The sequence below is a fragment of the Dyella sp. genome, assembly GCF_036384435.1.
In the GTDB taxonomy this organism is placed as follows: Bacteria; Pseudomonadota; Gammaproteobacteria; order Xanthomonadales; family Rhodanobacteraceae; genus GSA-30.
In genome coordinates this window covers 112,160-127,695 of the sequence record NZ_DASVMI010000158.1, presented here as the reverse complement: position 1 = coordinate 127,695, position 15,536 = coordinate 112,160, and the positions used below count along the sequence as shown (strand labels likewise).

Below are 15,536 nucleotides of genomic sequence, written 5' to 3'. Positions count from 1 at the left end.
GCTGAGTTGCAGGGTTGATCGTTCGAATACGGGCAGGCGCATGCGCCCGCTAGCGCGGCCGTAATGCATGTCGACGACCGCCATCAGATTAGATAATCCCAAGAGACTTGCCGAGAGCGACAGCTTCCGCTCGAGTCTTGGTGGAGAATTTGATCGCGATGCGTTTGATGTGACTTTTGACGGTCTCTGGCGTGATATACAGCTCGCGTGCGATCGTCTTGTTGGAATAACCTTTGCTGATCAGGTGAAGCACCACGACTTCGCGCCGGCTGAGTATTCTAGCCAGTTCTTGATTGACGCCGTCCTCGGGAATAGCGATCAAGAGGCTACGGGCGGCAAGAATCGCATTGGTATAAGCGTTGAGATGGCCAAGCTGATGTTTCATTGAAGTGCGGAGCCTGCGCAAACAAGGCGCCAAGCATTCAAGCTCATCAACGAAAGTGCGAAATAGTCCCGCTGACGCACCCGCTTCAAGGGCTTTGCATAAACCCGCGCACGCTTCGTCCGCATGCCCCTCATGAAATAGACTGGCCGCCGCTAACGCCGTGTATCGCACAGCGAAGGTGCTCTGGTTGCGCTCGTTCAACCAACAACTCAGGCGAGTGAATCCATCCGCTGCCTCGGTGAAATCTCCGCTGGCAAATGCCAGCCGTAGACGCGCCGCTTCCAGCGGCCATGCCGCTTCGTCTATCGGTACACCCAATTGGGTGCCTGATGGGTCGCGTCGCAATGCCTGGGCCAGCACCTTTGTTGCCAACAGTAGGTTTTCTCCCCTGATGAGCAAGTTGACTTCTTGCTCCGCAAGGTGTGCCGCCAGCATCTTCCAACCCCGCTGCCTGCTTGCCACTTGGCCCCTGCGAATCACGGCCAGCGCATGTTTAGCGTGACCGTTTGCAATCGCCACGCGGACGGCAACAGTGGTACCCCATAGCGCGGCATCGGCAGAGCCATATTGATCAATGGCGGCATCCCTCCCGCGGATCAGTGCAAACGCCTCGTCCAGACCGCCCATTTCGTAAGCAACGGTCGCGAGCACGCAGCGTGACAGCAACGAAGCATTGTCGTCGATACCGCCCGCAAGCTCCCCCACTGCAACGGCATGCCGGGCGTTGCGTTCAGCGGACTTAAGTCGGAGCTGTTCGGCTTCAGCGGCGGCCTCAATCGACAGATTGATGACTTTTAGCACCTGCATATTCAGGCGGCCGCCATAGTGACAGGGCGTCGAGAGGTCATAGAATGCGTCGAGCCTGCGGGTTCTCCAGCAGGCGTAGCGAATGACCGTAAACAAGACCAAACGAAAGCGCCGTATGGCCGAGCGCGACACGACGGATCGTGCCAACGCCAGGGCGAGCTCGGCTTCGTCCCGCCAGATGAAACCGATCGCCTGAAGAGTCTCCATTTCGTCGCGCCCGGACCATCGCTGTGCGAGCGCGCCTCGGCATTCGATGAGCGGCTGGATAACGGCCAAGTACCTCAGCAGCTCATCACGCTCGAAACGCTCGGCCGCCCGCCAAGCCGCATCGAGAAATTGGCGGACTTGCGCGACATCGTTCGAGGACGAATGGGAGTCGCAGGATGACGGCTCATCCATGGCCGCTAGTGGCGATCGACCAAGGTCCTGCGAGCAGACGCACTCATTCATAAGTCACCTCGATAGCGTGCTGAGTACAATGCAGGTGCCTGAGTCCCTGTTTGCGATCTCTTCCAAGTGATCGCCGTGACAACCCTACTGCCAAGATTTCCATGAATTTCTGAACGCACTGAATAAGCAGCTGCCAGGTCGATGCTTCGAACTTTCACTGTCTTTTACGGCGGTTTTTCTTCTTGTATAGCGCTTTGTCGAGGGAGCATCGGCGTGAAAACCCGGGTATTCCTGAGCTCAGACTGCGTGGGCTTCACGAAATGAGTTCCAAGCGCGCATCCATCCCAGACACGGTGGCTGCATTTGCACAGCTACGGTACCTTCTTAGGTAGCTTCGACGATGCCTTCCAAGGGGTAGATTTGGTGGCTCCAAATGGTGCTGCATCCGACTCAAAAGTGTCAGCCATGCCAATTCAAGAGCCGGGACGTGCTGGGTGACGAGTAGCCCGGCAGGCCCCGGATGCAACGCAAAAATACAGCGCTGCGCGTGAGGCTCGCAGTGATCGCAAGACACGTGCGCTGCGCGGAGCGAGAAGTCAGCCGTGCGGGGATGCGCCCCATGCTCTCGCACTTGCTCCATACACCTTGCCGCGCGCCCGATTGATATTCCCCAATGGCCGGAAGAGGGGTGGGGCGTTCCAGGGGTTGAAAGCGAGCTCGTTTACCTGCGCCATCGCACGTAGGCCGTCTTCACTCAAGATATTCTGCGACGGGATCAAGAGGGTGCCCACTCCGACCGGAGGCGCCACGCTCTCTAGCCATTCGACCGCCGCGTCCTCGATCGGCGTGTGTTCCTCATCGACATAGGACTGGATGGCAAGTCGAAACGCTATGGGATGCGCATTCAACACGTTCGCAAAGCCTTCGCGTAGCCCATCCGCCGTCGCGTGCACGGCTTCGCTTTGGTCGACATTTGAGTCGAGGCTGGGGCGAAGGACCAGACGTACCGGAAACGTGCCCCAAAGCAAAGCGCCGCGGCTCCAGAAGGCTTCGGTCTGCAGTCCCGCGCTGGGACGCATGCCTTTCATCACGGCGGTGATCATTCGCATCGCCTCGTCCGCACCGAATTGCGCAACCAGACGTTCTTTGAATGTCGCCGGATCGCCCATCGCTATCGTTGCAAACTGGACAAACTGCTTAGCGTTCCGCGCGTGTGATACCGGATAGTTAGTCATCAATATATCGTGTGACTGGCCGTGCGGCAGCGCAAGCTTGATCGCGATGCCACGCATGTCTACCGCATCATCGCGTTTGGGTACACCGCTCGCATTTGAAAATCGGATAGATGCGCCAATGACGGCACCCGGCGTGAAGTGACCGACTTGAAATGGGAGAGGAATATCCGAGTCCATGCGCAGCTCAGCGTTGGTAACGCCAACCAAAATCTTTGAATGGAGTGTTCGCATGGCGTGTGGCGCACCAGCGGCCACTCGATTCTTTTCTTGAATGTCCAGCATGGCCTGTGCGAGCTGATGAAAGCCCTCGCGCTCGACCTCGGCACTGCCTCCGTCATACACCTCGGTCCACGTACTTTTTTCTATGTTTGTCACGATCGGTATCCTCATGTGGAACTGGCAGACGTGGTGGGGGGCTACGCTGAGTTCCGCCGCTGCCAAAGACCTTTGGTCCCTTGCGAGTGTCGCTCCCTTCCAGAGTCAAGAATCTCCCCTCTTTGGGGGTGATTAGAGACTCAGCGAGCGTCGTCTCTCTGACTTTGATACAGGCTGACGCCCCCGATAGGGGGCTGTTCGCAGTCGGTCGGCTTGGCGCAATATGAGGAAGTATCGAGCGAAGGTTGGTGGATGACCACAAAGTGAGTCCTGATTCGTACAGAAGCCCCATAGTCAACGTCGCCGCGGAATATACATAGCTATGGAGATCGGCATTTTTAGAAGTGCAGGCTTATGGCGGTTACGCGCAAAGGGAAGTCAATGAAGGCGGACGCGAACCTGTTCGGTCACGAACTTTTCATTGCCGGCCACGAACATGCTAAATCGATAGACGTGAGCCGCGTTCTGATCGCAGTCATCCATGAAGCGGCACGAATTGAACCCGATGTTATCAATCTTCTCCGCTGGTACGTCGAAGACCCTATCGATAGCCTCGGCGGGCGCACAGCGGAACAGTTGGTGGCGTCAGGTCACGGGCAGCTGGTTGTTCGTTTTCTTCGTCATATCAACGGCAGGACATGCATCGTTCCACCGAAAGCCAACTCCGCGCTTCGCTAGCGGCTTCTGAGCAATCCGCCACCGTCTACGTAGGAGCTAGCCCAATGTGGGGATTAGCTTGTCAGGAGCTGGCGTCATATGGATGTCGAATGCCAGAAGCGAATTGATCGCGCCGGGCGCAACTGACTGAATTGCGCGTGTGATGAATGACTGTTTCACGTAAACGCACGCTAGAAACTCCACACGAAGCGGTACCCATCAACGACAGGTGGGTGATTTGTGCAGTCCCTTGACGCAAGGGGCTCGCCTGATCGTTCCTGCGAGCGCCTTGTCGTACCAGTACTCGCGTCTGGTCAGCCAGCTTACGGATGTACTGGATAGCTGCCAGCCGCAGCTCGAATGAGGAGGTGTTCACACGGTAAGACCGCACAGCCCGCCCGGTTTGCCAGGTGGGCTGCTTTCGCGTGCCTGCGTCCAGCCCCGACGCGCGTTACCTCGTGGGGGCGACTTCAGTCGCGAGGCAATCTGCGATCCAGTCGCAGATTGGGGCTCTAAAAGCCTCCAAGCCGCGACCTCGTCGCGACCGAAGTCGCTCTTACGCGGTTCGTGTCTGGCGTTTGGGTAACGGACGCAACGCTGGCGCGGGCAGCTTCAAGACGCTGGCCGTGGCTCACCACGCAGGAATGTCGCCGCCGCCAGTCCGCAGAATGATGGCTCTTCACCGCATTCACCGCCTTCGATCCAGGCGATCTTGGCGTGCAGATAAGCCTGCAATTGATCGAGCTTGGCGGCCTTCTCCTGCACTTGCGCCAGTTGTGCCTGCATCACAGCCAGCCGGCGCGCGCGATCCAGGGCGCCGGCTTCGTATTCCTGGCTCAGTGCGACGATCTGTTTGAGCGTAAAGCCCAGGTGCTGGCCCACCTTGATCAAGGCGACGCGCTCCACATCGGCCTGTTCGAAGTGCTGGTAGCGACTGCCCGATGCGCTCGTACCGGGTTTGATCAGGCCCAGGCTCACGTATAGGCGTACGGCATCGCGGGTGAGGTCGGCGCGTCGGCAGAATTCGGCGATCAGCATGGCGGGTACTTGACCAGGGGGTATAGCCCCCAGTTTAGACTGGCTCCTCACTTCCTGACAGGCGGCAAGTCATGACCCACGTAGCATTGGTCACCGGAGCATCTTCGGGCATCGGCGAGGCGACCGCGCGCCACTTGATGGCCGCTGACTACAAGGTCTATGCGGCCGCGCGTCGCGTGGATCGCATGGAAAGCCTGGCGCAGGCGGGCGCGCAGGTGCTGTCGCTGGACCTGACCGATGACGGCTCGATCCAGCGTGCGGTGGCAGCCATCGCGCAACGCGAGGGACGCCTGGATGCGCTGGTCAATAATGCCGGTTATGGCTCATACGGTTCGTTGGAAGACGTGCCCCTGGACGAGGGGCGGCGCCAGTTCGAGGTCAACGTGTTTGGTCTCGCGCGCCTTATCCAGTTGTGCCTGCCGATGATGCGCGCCCAGCGCTCGGGCCACATCATCAACATCACCTCGATCGGCGGCAAGATGCACGAGCCGCTCGGTAGCTGGTATCACGCGACCAAGTTTGCGGTGGAAGGCTTGAGCGACTGCCTGCGTATGGAAGTCGCGCCGTTCGGCATTCACGTGGTGGTCGTGGAGCCCGGTGCCATTCGCACCGAATGGAGCGGAATAGCCCAGGAAGGCCTGCTGCGCTATTCCGGCGATACGGCTTATGGCGAGCAGGCGCATCGGCATGCGCGCATGCTGGCACAGTCGGAGACCTCGTCGATGGTCTCACCCCCGGAGGTGGTCGCCCGGACCATCACGCGTGCCGTCAAGGCATCGCGACCACGCACGCGCTATGCCACCGGTGGCGGTGCAAAAACCATCTTGTTCCTGCGTCGCTGGTTGAGCGATCGTGCCTTCGACGGGATTATGCGGCGAATCGAGAAATCGCTGGCCGGCTCATGATTTGCATGATGCGGCGATCACCGGAGTGAGAAAGGTTGCCAGTGTTCCATCGGCCTCATGCCGGCTCAGTTCATCGAGGCGTGCATGGTGAGCGTTGGGCTCCTGACGAACGATATTCGCGTATGCCTTCAACAAGCTCCGCATGCCGGCAAGTTGATTCGGGATCAGCTTGTCTTTGTCGGCAGGGACAGCTATCTGGTGGGCTGCGCTGCCGAAAATGAATTGCCCGATCAGTTCACTGCTATGCGGAATGGATGTGTCCGGTAAGGGAGCCAATACACCTTGGCACACGACATCGACAACGTCCGTTGTCTTGTCTTCCCATTGCAAAAGCGCGGATCGTACGTAAGGCGCCAGCTTGTCCAAGGGGTGATCTTCCAGGAAGGCCACGTATTTAGGTACTTGTTGGGTCTCAATCTTGAGCGAATCGTCGGCCGATGCCGATGCTGCAATAAGTAAAAGCACATAGACCAACGACGCAAACGGTAAACGCATGATTTCTTCCCCTGGGTCGTGACCGCCATCTTGGCGACAGGAACTATGCCATGGTATCTGTCGCGACGGTGTCCGCAAGAAACTGTGATTCACGCGGCTCTGGCCTGATTCCCGGGTGCGCACGAAACAAACGGGCTAGAATGTTTCCGCCAGGATACGAGGCCGGCGGCCTGGTGATGAAGCACATCAAAAGATGCTCATGCTTGCGGCCAGGGATAACAGGGGAGAATATCAATGATCGACAACAACCGTCCCGGCCAGGGCGTGTTTTTTGCGCGTGTCCACGCTTCAATCGTATTCGTGCGTCTTATGTGGTTGATAGCGGTAATGGTGACGATTGCCGGCTGTGCAAGCACCAGGACCTTTGTCGCGCCGAAGCCGCCAGGAGGTGGTTACGCATTGATCTACATCATCCGCGATCACTATGGCATGGCGGACCGAGAGGCCAAGATCTATGTGCTGGATACGCTCGTGGGCACAATCGCAAACAATGACTACATTGCCGTCAACGCACCCATGGGCGTTATCCCCATATGGGTCAAAGTTTCCGGTGATCAAATGCTTGATTTCGCGCTGCCAATTTCTCACGAGAATAGAATTTACGTGAGTTTGTCCTCCGAGGACCAGCCAGCAGGATTTAGTGGAAAAGCTGTATATACGCGGCGTCATTTGCAGGCGCAGGTCATTTCGCATGACGCTGCACTGGCATGGGCCGAGCGTGCGCACAAGACCATCCAATGACCTCTTTTATCATGGCGCTATCCGTACCCCTGGGCTGATCTTCGCCCTGGTGTAGAGACTTAAGTTGCATCGTAAATCACACTGCTGAAGACGTGATATCGCAGCCCGTGCATGTCGGGCTGCGATATAGGTTCAGTTGGGGCTATAGTCAGCGGGTCATTCAGCAGGATTCAAAGGCCATGCGTCGTCTCTCACTCGCGGTACTCGCCGTCGCCATCTCCGCTGGTGCGCTCACTGCATCAGCGGCTGAACTGAACATCATGACGTTCAATGTCCGCACCATGGTGGCAAAGGATGGGCCCAATGCATGGGACAAGCGTCGCGACTTGTTTGCCGACACCATCCGGCAGTTGCATCCTGACGTGATCGGCACGCAGGAGTTGAACAAGCAGCAAGGCGATGACACGGTCGAGCGCCTGCCTGAGTACACGTGGTTCGGTCGAGATCGCTTTGGCGGCCACAACGACGAGCACATGGGGATCTTCTATCGCAAAGATCGCTTGAAGATCGTCGAGTCGGGCGATTTCTGGCTGTCGGATACGCCGGACAAGGTCGCCAGCATCACCTGGGGCAATGTCTTTCCGCGCATGGTCAACTGGGCGTTGTTCGAGAGCATTTCGGACCATAAGCGCTTCTATCTGCTGGATACGCATTTCCCGTATCGCGACCAGGATGAAGATGCGCGTTCGAAGAGTGCACGAGAGATCGCCGCGTGGGTTGCCAAGTTACCGGCCAGCGTGCCGGTGATCATCACGGGCGATTTCAACACGGGCCCCCAGAGCCAGGCACACACCGCGCTCACGGCCAGCCTCAAGGATGCCTGGGACAGCGCGCCCCGGCGCGAAGGACCGGACAAGACGTTTCACAATTTCACGGGCACGCCGGATCAGCGCATCGACTGGATTCTCTATCGCGGCGTGACGGTGAAGGACGCTCGCACGGTGACCACCTCGAAGGATGGGCGCTATCCGTCCGATCACTTCCCCGTGCAGGCCGACTTTACGTTCTGAGCCTTGGCGTGATCTGGTACCAGGCGGCTGCTGCGTATGCCGACGACAGCCGCCTCAACCCTGCCCGATATAAAGCACGCTCTGCTCGGTAATACCGCAGCGCTGGAAGATATCGCGTCCGAACACGTTGACGTCCAGCGACTTCACCTGAAAGCCGCCAGCATGAAGGCGCTGGAGGAAATCGCTGCGCTCGTACATGCGGATATGGTCGTCCTGACCAAAACGCCGCCAGCGCTCATTGACATCGGTCACGCTCGGGTCTTCATCGGTTTCCTTCAGGCTGAGCAGAATCGGCACCATCAGGATCGCGGCGCCGTTCGGAGCCAGCACGCGGCGCAGTTCACGAATGGCTGCGGCATCATCGGGCACGTGTTCGAGCACGTGCGAGCACACGATGAAATCGAAACTGCTATCGGCATAGCCATCCATGTTCGTGATGTCGACCTTGTCATCGGCCAGCGGTGACATCAGGTCGGCCGAGCGGTACCTCACGCCAGGCAGGCTCTTGAGAAACTGGGAGAGCCTCGGCGCGGGGGCGATATCCAGGAACCGCAATTCCTGGCCGGCGCGCTGTTGCACGTATGCCTTCAGGAACAGCGCATACAGGCGATCACGGTCGGACGCCTGGCAGTTTGGGCAGGTGTATTGCCCAACGTTGAGTGTTTCGAATTCGTCCAGCGAGTAGGGCACGTTCAACTGGTTGAACATCTGGAAGTAGCTCGCCGGGAGCGGCAGGAAGTTCGGAAAGCTATGCGAGCAGATCGGGCAGAACTTCATAGGTTGACCTTGGATGGCGCCATCTCTGGCTGGATCGTCTGGCGGCTGCGAAACTTGAAGGCAGGCCGTGTGGCCGGTCACCGTATTCTAGGCTCTGATGCGCGCTGGCTCGATAGTATCGAGCCGTTCGGGGCGGGCATGTCTTGTTCATCACGCCGCAAGGACGGCCCCTGCTACCATCGCTGCCGTCCAGAGTGGGTATCCTTGAAGGGGCACAGTGAAGCGCAGCGTGGCTTGGGTTTTGACCTTTATGGCTTACGTGATCATTCCCTCGGCGGTTTACACGTTGGGCGAAAGAGAAGCGGCAGCGCAGGAGCGGGTTCATGGCTGGGCGTGCGGCATGCCGATCCTGGGGCTTTATATGCTCGGCGTTTTTGCTGCCGGTTTTCTATCGATGATATCGGTGGTGCTGGCCTGGCTTGCCTACCGGAAACTTCAGTGTCCACGCCCTCGCCGCCGGCTGGCCGAACTGCTTTTCATGGCACTGCCCTTCGCGGTAGGCGCGGCGCTGGTGACCTTGCTGGTGGTGACCGGCGGCTGATCATCCAGCTTGGCGAGAGGTGCTTGCCCCGTACTGCGAGTGCTAGAGTCTGGCCAAGCCATCCGTTCGCAAGCCAATCATGACGACACCTGCTGCATATCCCATTGGTACTCCTGGCATAGCCTGGGGCCCTGCTGAAGTATCAGCCTGGTTATCGCTTCAGGTGCGCCAGCGCAGCTACGCCGATGACGTGCTGAGCCGGATCGGGCCCCTGCGTACGCGTTTTGACGTTTCCGAGTACGGGCGCATCGATTATTCCCCGGATAGCTATCCACTGGTCGCGATACGCAGCCGCGATTGGCGTGACGATCTGCCTGTGGCGTTGGTGACCGGGGGCATTCATGGTTACGAGACCAGTGGTGTGCACGGTGCGTTGCAGTTCGTCGAGCAACACGCGGCCGATTATGCGGGGCGACTGAACCTGCTCATGGTGCCGTGCGTCAGTCCGTGGGCTTATGAGCGTATTCACCGCTGGAACGCGCTGGCGATCGATCCCAATCGCTCGTTTCGCGAAGATAGCCCGGCACCGGAATCGGCCGCATTGATGCGGCTCGTAGCACCCTTGGTCGGGCGGTTCCTGGTGCATATCGATCTGCACGAAACCACCGATACCGACGAATCGGAATTTCGTCCCGCGCTGGCGGCGCGCGATGGCCTGCCATACGTGCCGGGCACGATTCCGGACGGATTCTATGTGGTGGGCGACACCGAAAACCCCCAGCCTGCCTTCCAGCAAGCCGTGATCGAGGCGGTGTCTAAGGTCACGCACATTGCACCCGCCGATGCGCATGGCGAAATCATCGGGTCGCCTGTGGCCGCGCCTGGCCTCATTCTTTACGCGCTAACCCGGCTGGGTCTGTGCGCCAGTATCACGCGTGCGCGCTATACGACCACGACCGAGGTCTATCCTGATAGCCCGCGTGCCACACCTGCCCAATGCAATGATGCGCAGGTCGCTGCAGTGTGCGCCGCTCTGGATTTTGCACTCGCCTCTGCCTGAGGCCGTTCAACCCCTTCCATGCCTCCGTTGCGTTATACCTTGGTGTCCATGGCGGCGGAGGCATCATGAAAGGGCGATGGTGTGTGCTGGCGTGCTTGACGGGCATGTCGCTGAGCTGGACGAGCGCCGTGGCCACCGACCATGCCTCCGGACCTGCCTTCATCCGGGGCTTTGTTCGGGTGGATATGACGCAATACGCGGTGTTCTCTGACGGACGGCAGGTGTTGTGGAGCAGCCCGGAGGCGACGCTTGAGTCCGAGCCCTTGCGCCAGGCGCCCGACTATCCACCAGCCGAACTGCGGGTGTCGAAGGGCGGCGCCGTGAGCTTGATGTTGACGATCGATGTGCAGGGGCGCGTTGCAAGGGTCGATGTCACCTCGTCCAGTGGGTCTGTTGATCTTGATGAGCGCGCCGTAGCGGCCGCTCGTACGTGGCGTTATCGGCCACGTTACGCGGCGGGCCTGCCCAAGTCGTCGCAGGTACATGCGTCGATCGCTTTCCTGCCATCGTTTGCGCCGCCTTACGATGGCGCGATCAGTTCGCACTGAATTCGTGGGCCGGCGTATCAACATGGGCCAGCTCGATGCGGCCCTCCAGTTGAGTGGCGCGGTCCGCTGTCTGCTCAACGAGGCATACATCGGTTTCGGCATCGTCATCCGATGCACAGAAATCATCGCGAAAGGTTATCCAACGCCGCTCCTCGGCGCGAATCTGCTTGCCCTCGATGCCCACATGGGAACTCAGTAGTCGTGTGAGCGCCTGCTGCTTGCGCATGCGTTGATAGCGAGCCTCCTGGCTTGCGCAATCGATGCGGGCTTTGGGTACGTCGTCCGCCGCCATCAAACAAGCGACGTAACTGCGACGCAGTCCGACAGCCTGGGCATAGGCTGCGGTGTTGTCGCGGTTGGACGGCAACGGTATGGAAGGCCAGTTGTCGACGAACCTGGTGTCCGTCGCCACGCAGCCTGTGATACCCGACCAGAAGATGCAAGACCAGAAAAAGAGCGTCGTCGTGCAGCGGGTCATCGTGCGCATGTCGTGTCCTTATGGTTACTGCTCCTACGAACAGCATATCTTCGCCTTTGGCCCATCTGCCTGAACGCGCTACGGGGAACGCCCACAGCCTGTTATGCTATAGGGGTAAATCTAAGCCCTTATCCAGGTATGAGGAGTAACAGGATGAGCGAGCCATTGACCGGCGGTAATCCCGTCGGTGCCTATCTGCGCGCACGCCGGGCACGACTGGACCCTGCCGCACTGGGCTACCCCTTGTCGCGCCGTCGCACGCCCGGACTTCGGCGTGAGGAGGTGGCCCAGCGTGCCAATGTCAGTGCGACCTGGTACACCTGGCTGGAGCAAGGGCGTGGCGGGGCGCCATCGGCGGATGTGCTTGATCGTATTTCCCGCGCACTGATGCTGACCAGCGTGGAGCGCGAACACCTGTTCCTGCTTGCCTTGGGCAGGCCGCCGCAGGTGCGTTTCCAGACGAGCGAAGACGTCTCCCCACGGTTGCAGCGTATTCTTGATGCGCTGACGCTCAGCCCGGCCTACGTCAAGACGGCAACCTGGGACATCGTGGCATGGAATCGCGTGGCCACGCTCGTGCTCACCGATTACGGTGCGATACCGCCACAAGAGCGCAATATTCTCCGCTTGCTTTTTTCCCATGGTCGCGTGCGTTCGGCGCAGTCGAACTGGGAGTCGATCGCCCGTTTTGCGGTGGCCACGTTTCGCACGGATGTCGCACGGGTGGGTGCCTCGGAGCAGGTCAGGGCGTTTGTGGACGAGCTTTGCCAGACTTACGCCGACTTTGCTCGTATCTGGCGTGATAACGACGTACGCAACCATGGCGAAGGCACCAAGCAGTTGCAGCACGCGGTGATGGGTAACATCAGCCTGGAATATTCGGCCTTCACCGTCGATGGGCGCCCGGACCTGAGCATGGTGATTTACAATCCGGCCACGCAGGACGACAGGGATCGAGTAGCGAAGCTGGTGCGAGATCGGGCCTGATGCCCTGGGTTTTCTGGGGAGTCTGAAAGCGGCCTCGAAAACCTTTCCTATCCTTCGCTCTCCCTGGGTGCTCGGCTGGAATGATCAGGTAGATCAGGGGTTTTTCGACACTTTCTGCCTTGGCCCTGACAAACCTGTCATGAATGCGCCGGTCACGAAATCGGCTTCACGTACGTATGGAAGTTCTCGATGTAGTCATCGAGGTTTTCCTTGAGCATCGCCCGATATTGCCGCGTGAAATATTCCAGGATTTCATCACGGGATCGCCGGGCATCCTCAACGGTAGGGCACGCGCTGGTGGCGACCCAGGCGTTGAAGCGCGATGCCGCATACAAGGACGACGCACTGACTTGACCGCGGTTGGCGTCGGCCAACTGTTCATTGGCCAGGCGGATGACCGCGTCGGCGCGATCGAAGAATTGCGGGTCGAGATCTTGCGCCATGGTGGCCACGTGAAGCGGGAAAGGAGCTAAGTATGCCAGTTCACCGGGGCCACGCATGCACGCACGATCAAGGGGCATGCTCAAGTTCGGCGTGCAGGGCAGGCCCGCTGGTACTGGGTATGGTTATCAACAGCTTGTTGTCCATGGTTGGCTTGACAACCATTTCGCCCGGATAAAGCCGCATGCAGTAGCCGCCATTGGCAGGCTCGAACTTATAGTGGCTGCCAGCCTGGTCGAGCAGTACGAAGCGGCCCAGTACGTTGCATTGCAGGGGCTCGCGCAATGACAACGTGGCCGTCTCCCCGGCGACTTTCAAGACCAGAGCGACAGGTGGCCTGTTCGGCAGCACGTCGATGATGCCTCGCCAGTTGCCTTTGGGCGACACCTGCGCCGTGACCGCGGAACTGGCCATGCAAAGGCCCATCAACAAGGCACTGCGTAACCACGGGGCTTGGGACATGATCAATTCCTTGGACTAATCAGATCTGCACGATATCGATACTACCGCCGCCGGCGCGCTTGGCACGATACATGGCTTCGTCGGCATGTCGCATCAGGAGCGCCGGATCGTAGCCAGGAACCTGTTGCACGGCTACGCCGATGCTCGGTTTAAGCGACAGCGCATGGCCATTGACCTGAAAAGCCACCGCACACATGGACTGAATGCGTTTCGCCGCTCGTTCGACTTCCGGGGCCAGTTGTGCACCCTTGTCGATAAGCACCACGAATTCGTCGCCGCCCAGGCGAGCGACGAAATCATCATCGCCGAGCGCTTGCTTCAGGCGCTCGGCGAAGGCACAAAGCAAGCCGTCACCCACGTCGTGACCGAACTGGTCGTTGACGGTCTTGAAGTCGTCCAGATCGAGAAACATCACAGCGATTCCCGGACCGTTGTGCCGGCGCGCGTGATCGGTGCTGCGCAACAAGGCGTCATTCCAGGCGGTGCGGTTGGGTAGCCCGGTCAGCTCGTCGCGTAGAGCGCGCGCTTCGAGCATGCGTTCGAGCTCTTTGTCGGCGGTGACGTCGCTGATCATCAAGTGAAAACTCAAAGGCGAATGGCGGTCGAGCGGGTCGCTACTCGATACATCGGGCACGTAGCTGGCGCGCATGATGTGCAAGCGGCCATCGGGCCCGATGGCTTCCAGCTCGAAATCGACGGCCTCGCCGGACAGCACACGCACCAGGTAAGGTTGCAGAGTCTGGAAGTGCTCAGGCGTGAGTACCTCGCTCATATGCTGCCCGACGATCTCGTTGGCTTGGCGACCGAACCACGTTGCATAGGCCTTGTTGGCGAAGCGATAAGTGAGGTTGACATCAATGTGCGCGATAAGGGCCGGCACGTGATCGGCCACCGTACGCATCTGGGCTTCGCTTTCGCGCAGGCGTTGCTCGACCGCATGCTGTTCGGAAACGTCCTGGATCTGCGAAACGAAGTACATCGGATTACTGGCCTCGTCGCGCACCAGCGAAACAGCCAGCCGCGCCCATACGATGCGACCGTCCTTGCGGAAATAACGCTTGGCCATCTGGTAGCTGTTGCGCCGTCCCTGCAATAGATCATCGACCAGGTCCAGGTCGGAGGACAGGTCGTCGGGATGCGTCAGGCGCTGGAAGTCGAGCTGCTGTAACTCCTCGGCGCTATAGCCGAGAATCTGGCAGAGCGCGTCGTTGACTTCCAGCCAGGAACCGGCCAGCGACACCATGGCCATGCCATGCGCGGCGGATGCAAACGCACCGGTGAATCGGCGTGCGGCCAGTAGCGCTTCGTGGGTGGCATCGCGCAGGCTGGTGACATCGCGCATGGTGCACACGGCGCCAAGCAGGCGTCCCTGGGCATCATGCAAGGCGTCGGCATTGCACAGTACGACACGCGGGGGCTGGCCGCGCGCCAGGATTACCAGTTCCGCCTCGCGCACCGCTTCGCCGCGCCGCGCACGTGCCAGAGGCGTGTTGTGGCCCGGTATCAGGTTTGTGCCATCGATGGCGTGCAGCTCGAAATACTCCGGCCACGTGTCTACCGGGATCTTGCTTGCATCTACGCCGTGCCAGAAACGCGCCGCATGGTTGAATTCTCGCAGCTTGCCATCCGGACCACAGGACAGGATGCCATCGGGTACCGCATCGAGCAGATGGGCCAAGGTCTGTACCTTGGCCTCGGCCGCCAGGCGGTCGCGCCGGGCCTCCAGCAGCACGACGGCCTGCCGGGCCAGTCGTTCCAGCGCGCCACGTTGGCCAGTGCTGAGTGTGGCGGGCTTTTGATCGATGACGCACAGCGTGCCGTAGACCAGGCCTCCCTGTCCGATCAGCGGCGCGCCGGCATAAAAGCGAATATGCGGGGCCCCTGACACCAGCGGGCTTTGGGCAAAGCGTGGATCTGCCAGTGCATCAGGAATTTCAAGGATGGTCGAGCGATCCAGCGCATGGGCGCAGAATGCCCAGGCACGTGGAGTCTCTCGAGACGCCATGCCGCAATGAGCCTTGAACCACTGGCGCCTGGCATCGACCAGCGAAATCAGCGCGATAGGCTTTTTGCAGGCTTCGCTGGCAAGCAAAACCAGATCGTCGAACAGGGATTCCGCAGGCGTGTCCAGTACATCCAGATCGTGCAAGGCCTGGAGACGGCGTGATTCCTGTTGCGGGTTGAGGGCGAGCGGTGCGAGCACGGCAAGGTCCTCTGCGTTACTGTTGCCGGTTTCAAGAAAATGTATCGGCAAAGCATGATGG

Annotated in this window: 17 protein-coding genes; 8 read left to right on the top strand and 9 right to left on the bottom strand. The window is 59.6% G+C overall.

The features are described from left to right. Positions 1 to 88 precede the first annotated feature (88 nt). Together VF436_RS16225 and VF436_RS16220 are read right to left on the bottom strand one after the other, a co-directional pair. On the bottom strand, positions 89 to 1,591 hold the full coding sequence (locus tag VF436_RS16225) for a LuxR C-terminal-related transcriptional regulator (RefSeq protein WP_330905069.1): 1,503 nt from the start codon (positions 1,589 to 1,591) through the stop codon (positions 89 to 91). A gap of 587 nt (positions 1,592 to 2,178) precedes the next feature. After that, positions 2,179 to 3,192 (bottom strand): hypothetical protein, encoded by a 1,014-nt coding sequence (locus VF436_RS16220; protein WP_330905068.1) that lies wholly within the window; start codon positions 3,190 to 3,192, stop codon positions 2,179 to 2,181. A gap of 354 nt (positions 3,193 to 3,546) precedes the next feature. Between VF436_RS16220 and VF436_RS16215 the strand changes: the two genes are divergently transcribed. Next, complete coding sequence (locus VF436_RS16215) at positions 3,547 to 3,870, top strand: hypothetical protein (protein WP_330905067.1); 324 nt, start codon at positions 3,547 to 3,549, stop codon at positions 3,868 to 3,870. A gap of 591 nt (positions 3,871 to 4,461) precedes the next feature. Here VF436_RS16215 and VF436_RS16210 read toward each other — a convergent pair. Next, entirely contained in the window at positions 4,462 to 4,887 is a 426-nt protein-coding gene (locus VF436_RS16210; RefSeq protein WP_330905066.1) for a MerR family transcriptional regulator, read from the bottom strand. A gap of 71 nt (positions 4,888 to 4,958) precedes the next feature. Between VF436_RS16210 and VF436_RS16205 the strand changes: the two genes are divergently transcribed. Then, positions 4,959 to 5,792 carry an oxidoreductase gene (locus VF436_RS16205; protein WP_330905065.1) on the top strand — a complete coding sequence of 278 codons (834 nt, stop codon included), beginning with the start codon at positions 4,959 to 4,961 and terminating at the stop codon, positions 5,790 to 5,792. Here VF436_RS16205 and VF436_RS16200 read toward each other — a convergent pair. Next, the gene (locus tag VF436_RS16200) at positions 5,787 to 6,287 is read right to left on the bottom strand and encodes a hypothetical protein (protein ID WP_330905064.1); all 501 of its coding nucleotides are present in this window, start codon (positions 6,285 to 6,287) and stop codon (positions 5,787 to 5,789) included. The genes VF436_RS16205 and VF436_RS16200 overlap by 6 nt on opposite strands. A 234-nt stretch (positions 6,288 to 6,521) precedes the next feature. On the opposite strand from VF436_RS16200, the gene VF436_RS16195 reads away from it, so the two are divergent. Then, a complete protein-coding gene (locus VF436_RS16195) occupies positions 6,522 to 7,028 on the top strand; it encodes a hypothetical protein (RefSeq protein WP_330905063.1) in 507 nt (168 codons plus the stop codon). Positions 7,029 to 7,207: 179 nt separating this feature from the next. Next, positions 7,208 to 8,038: an endonuclease/exonuclease/phosphatase family protein gene (locus VF436_RS16190; protein ID WP_330905062.1), complete on the top strand. Its 831-nt coding sequence runs from the start codon at positions 7,208 to 7,210 to the stop codon at positions 8,036 to 8,038. Positions 8,039 to 8,092: 54 nt separating this feature from the next. On the opposite strand, the gene VF436_RS16185 is transcribed toward VF436_RS16190, so the two are convergent. Beyond that, the gene (locus tag VF436_RS16185; RefSeq protein WP_330905061.1) at positions 8,093 to 8,815 is read right to left on the bottom strand and encodes a methyltransferase domain-containing protein; all 723 of its coding nucleotides are present in this window, start codon (positions 8,813 to 8,815) and stop codon (positions 8,093 to 8,095) included. Between the two features lie 217 nt (positions 8,816 to 9,032). On the opposite strand from VF436_RS16185, the gene VF436_RS16180 reads away from it, so the two are divergent. The 3 genes from VF436_RS16180 (at position 9,033) to VF436_RS16170 (ending at position 10,904) form a co-directional block, all read left to right on the top strand. Further along, complete coding sequence (locus tag VF436_RS16180) at positions 9,033 to 9,356, top strand: hypothetical protein (protein WP_330905060.1); 324 nt, start codon at positions 9,033 to 9,035, stop codon at positions 9,354 to 9,356. A 79-nt stretch (positions 9,357 to 9,435) separates the two neighbouring features. Continuing rightward, positions 9,436 to 10,356, top strand: coding sequence for a M14 family metallocarboxypeptidase (locus tag VF436_RS16175; protein WP_330905059.1), 921 nt, complete (start codon positions 9,436 to 9,438; stop codon positions 10,354 to 10,356). 65 nt (positions 10,357 to 10,421) lie between these two features. Beyond that, complete coding sequence (locus tag VF436_RS16170) at positions 10,422 to 10,904, top strand: energy transducer TonB (RefSeq protein ID WP_330905058.1); 483 nt, start codon at positions 10,422 to 10,424, stop codon at positions 10,902 to 10,904. On the opposite strand, the gene VF436_RS16165 is transcribed toward VF436_RS16170, so the two are convergent. Continuing rightward, the gene (locus VF436_RS16165) at positions 10,891 to 11,391 is read right to left on the bottom strand and encodes a lysozyme inhibitor LprI family protein (protein ID WP_330905057.1); all 501 of its coding nucleotides are present in this window, start codon (positions 11,389 to 11,391) and stop codon (positions 10,891 to 10,893) included. The two genes, VF436_RS16170 and VF436_RS16165, sit on opposite strands and share 14 nt — an antisense overlap. 144 nt (positions 11,392 to 11,535) lie before the next feature. On the opposite strand from VF436_RS16165, the gene VF436_RS16160 reads away from it, so the two are divergent. Continuing rightward, complete coding sequence (locus VF436_RS16160) at positions 11,536 to 12,369, top strand: helix-turn-helix transcriptional regulator (protein ID WP_330905056.1); 834 nt, start codon at positions 11,536 to 11,538, stop codon at positions 12,367 to 12,369. A gap of 152 nt (positions 12,370 to 12,521) precedes the next feature. Here the strand turns inward: VF436_RS16160 and VF436_RS16155 are convergent, their stop codons facing one another. From VF436_RS16155 to VF436_RS16145, 3 genes are all read right to left on the bottom strand, one after another. Then, on the bottom strand, positions 12,522 to 12,812 hold the full coding sequence (locus VF436_RS16155; RefSeq protein WP_330905055.1) for a DUF3144 domain-containing protein: 291 nt from the start codon (positions 12,810 to 12,812) through the stop codon (positions 12,522 to 12,524). A gap of 67 nt (positions 12,813 to 12,879) precedes the next feature. Further along, complete coding sequence (locus VF436_RS16150) at positions 12,880 to 13,272, bottom strand: hypothetical protein (RefSeq protein ID WP_330905054.1); 393 nt, start codon at positions 13,270 to 13,272, stop codon at positions 12,880 to 12,882. Positions 13,273 to 13,291: 19 nt separating this feature from the next. Further along, on the bottom strand, positions 13,292 to 15,475 hold the full coding sequence (locus VF436_RS16145; RefSeq protein ID WP_330905053.1) for a PAS domain S-box protein: 2,184 nt from the start codon (positions 15,473 to 15,475) through the stop codon (positions 13,292 to 13,294). Between the last annotated feature and the right edge of the window lie 61 nt (positions 15,476 to 15,536).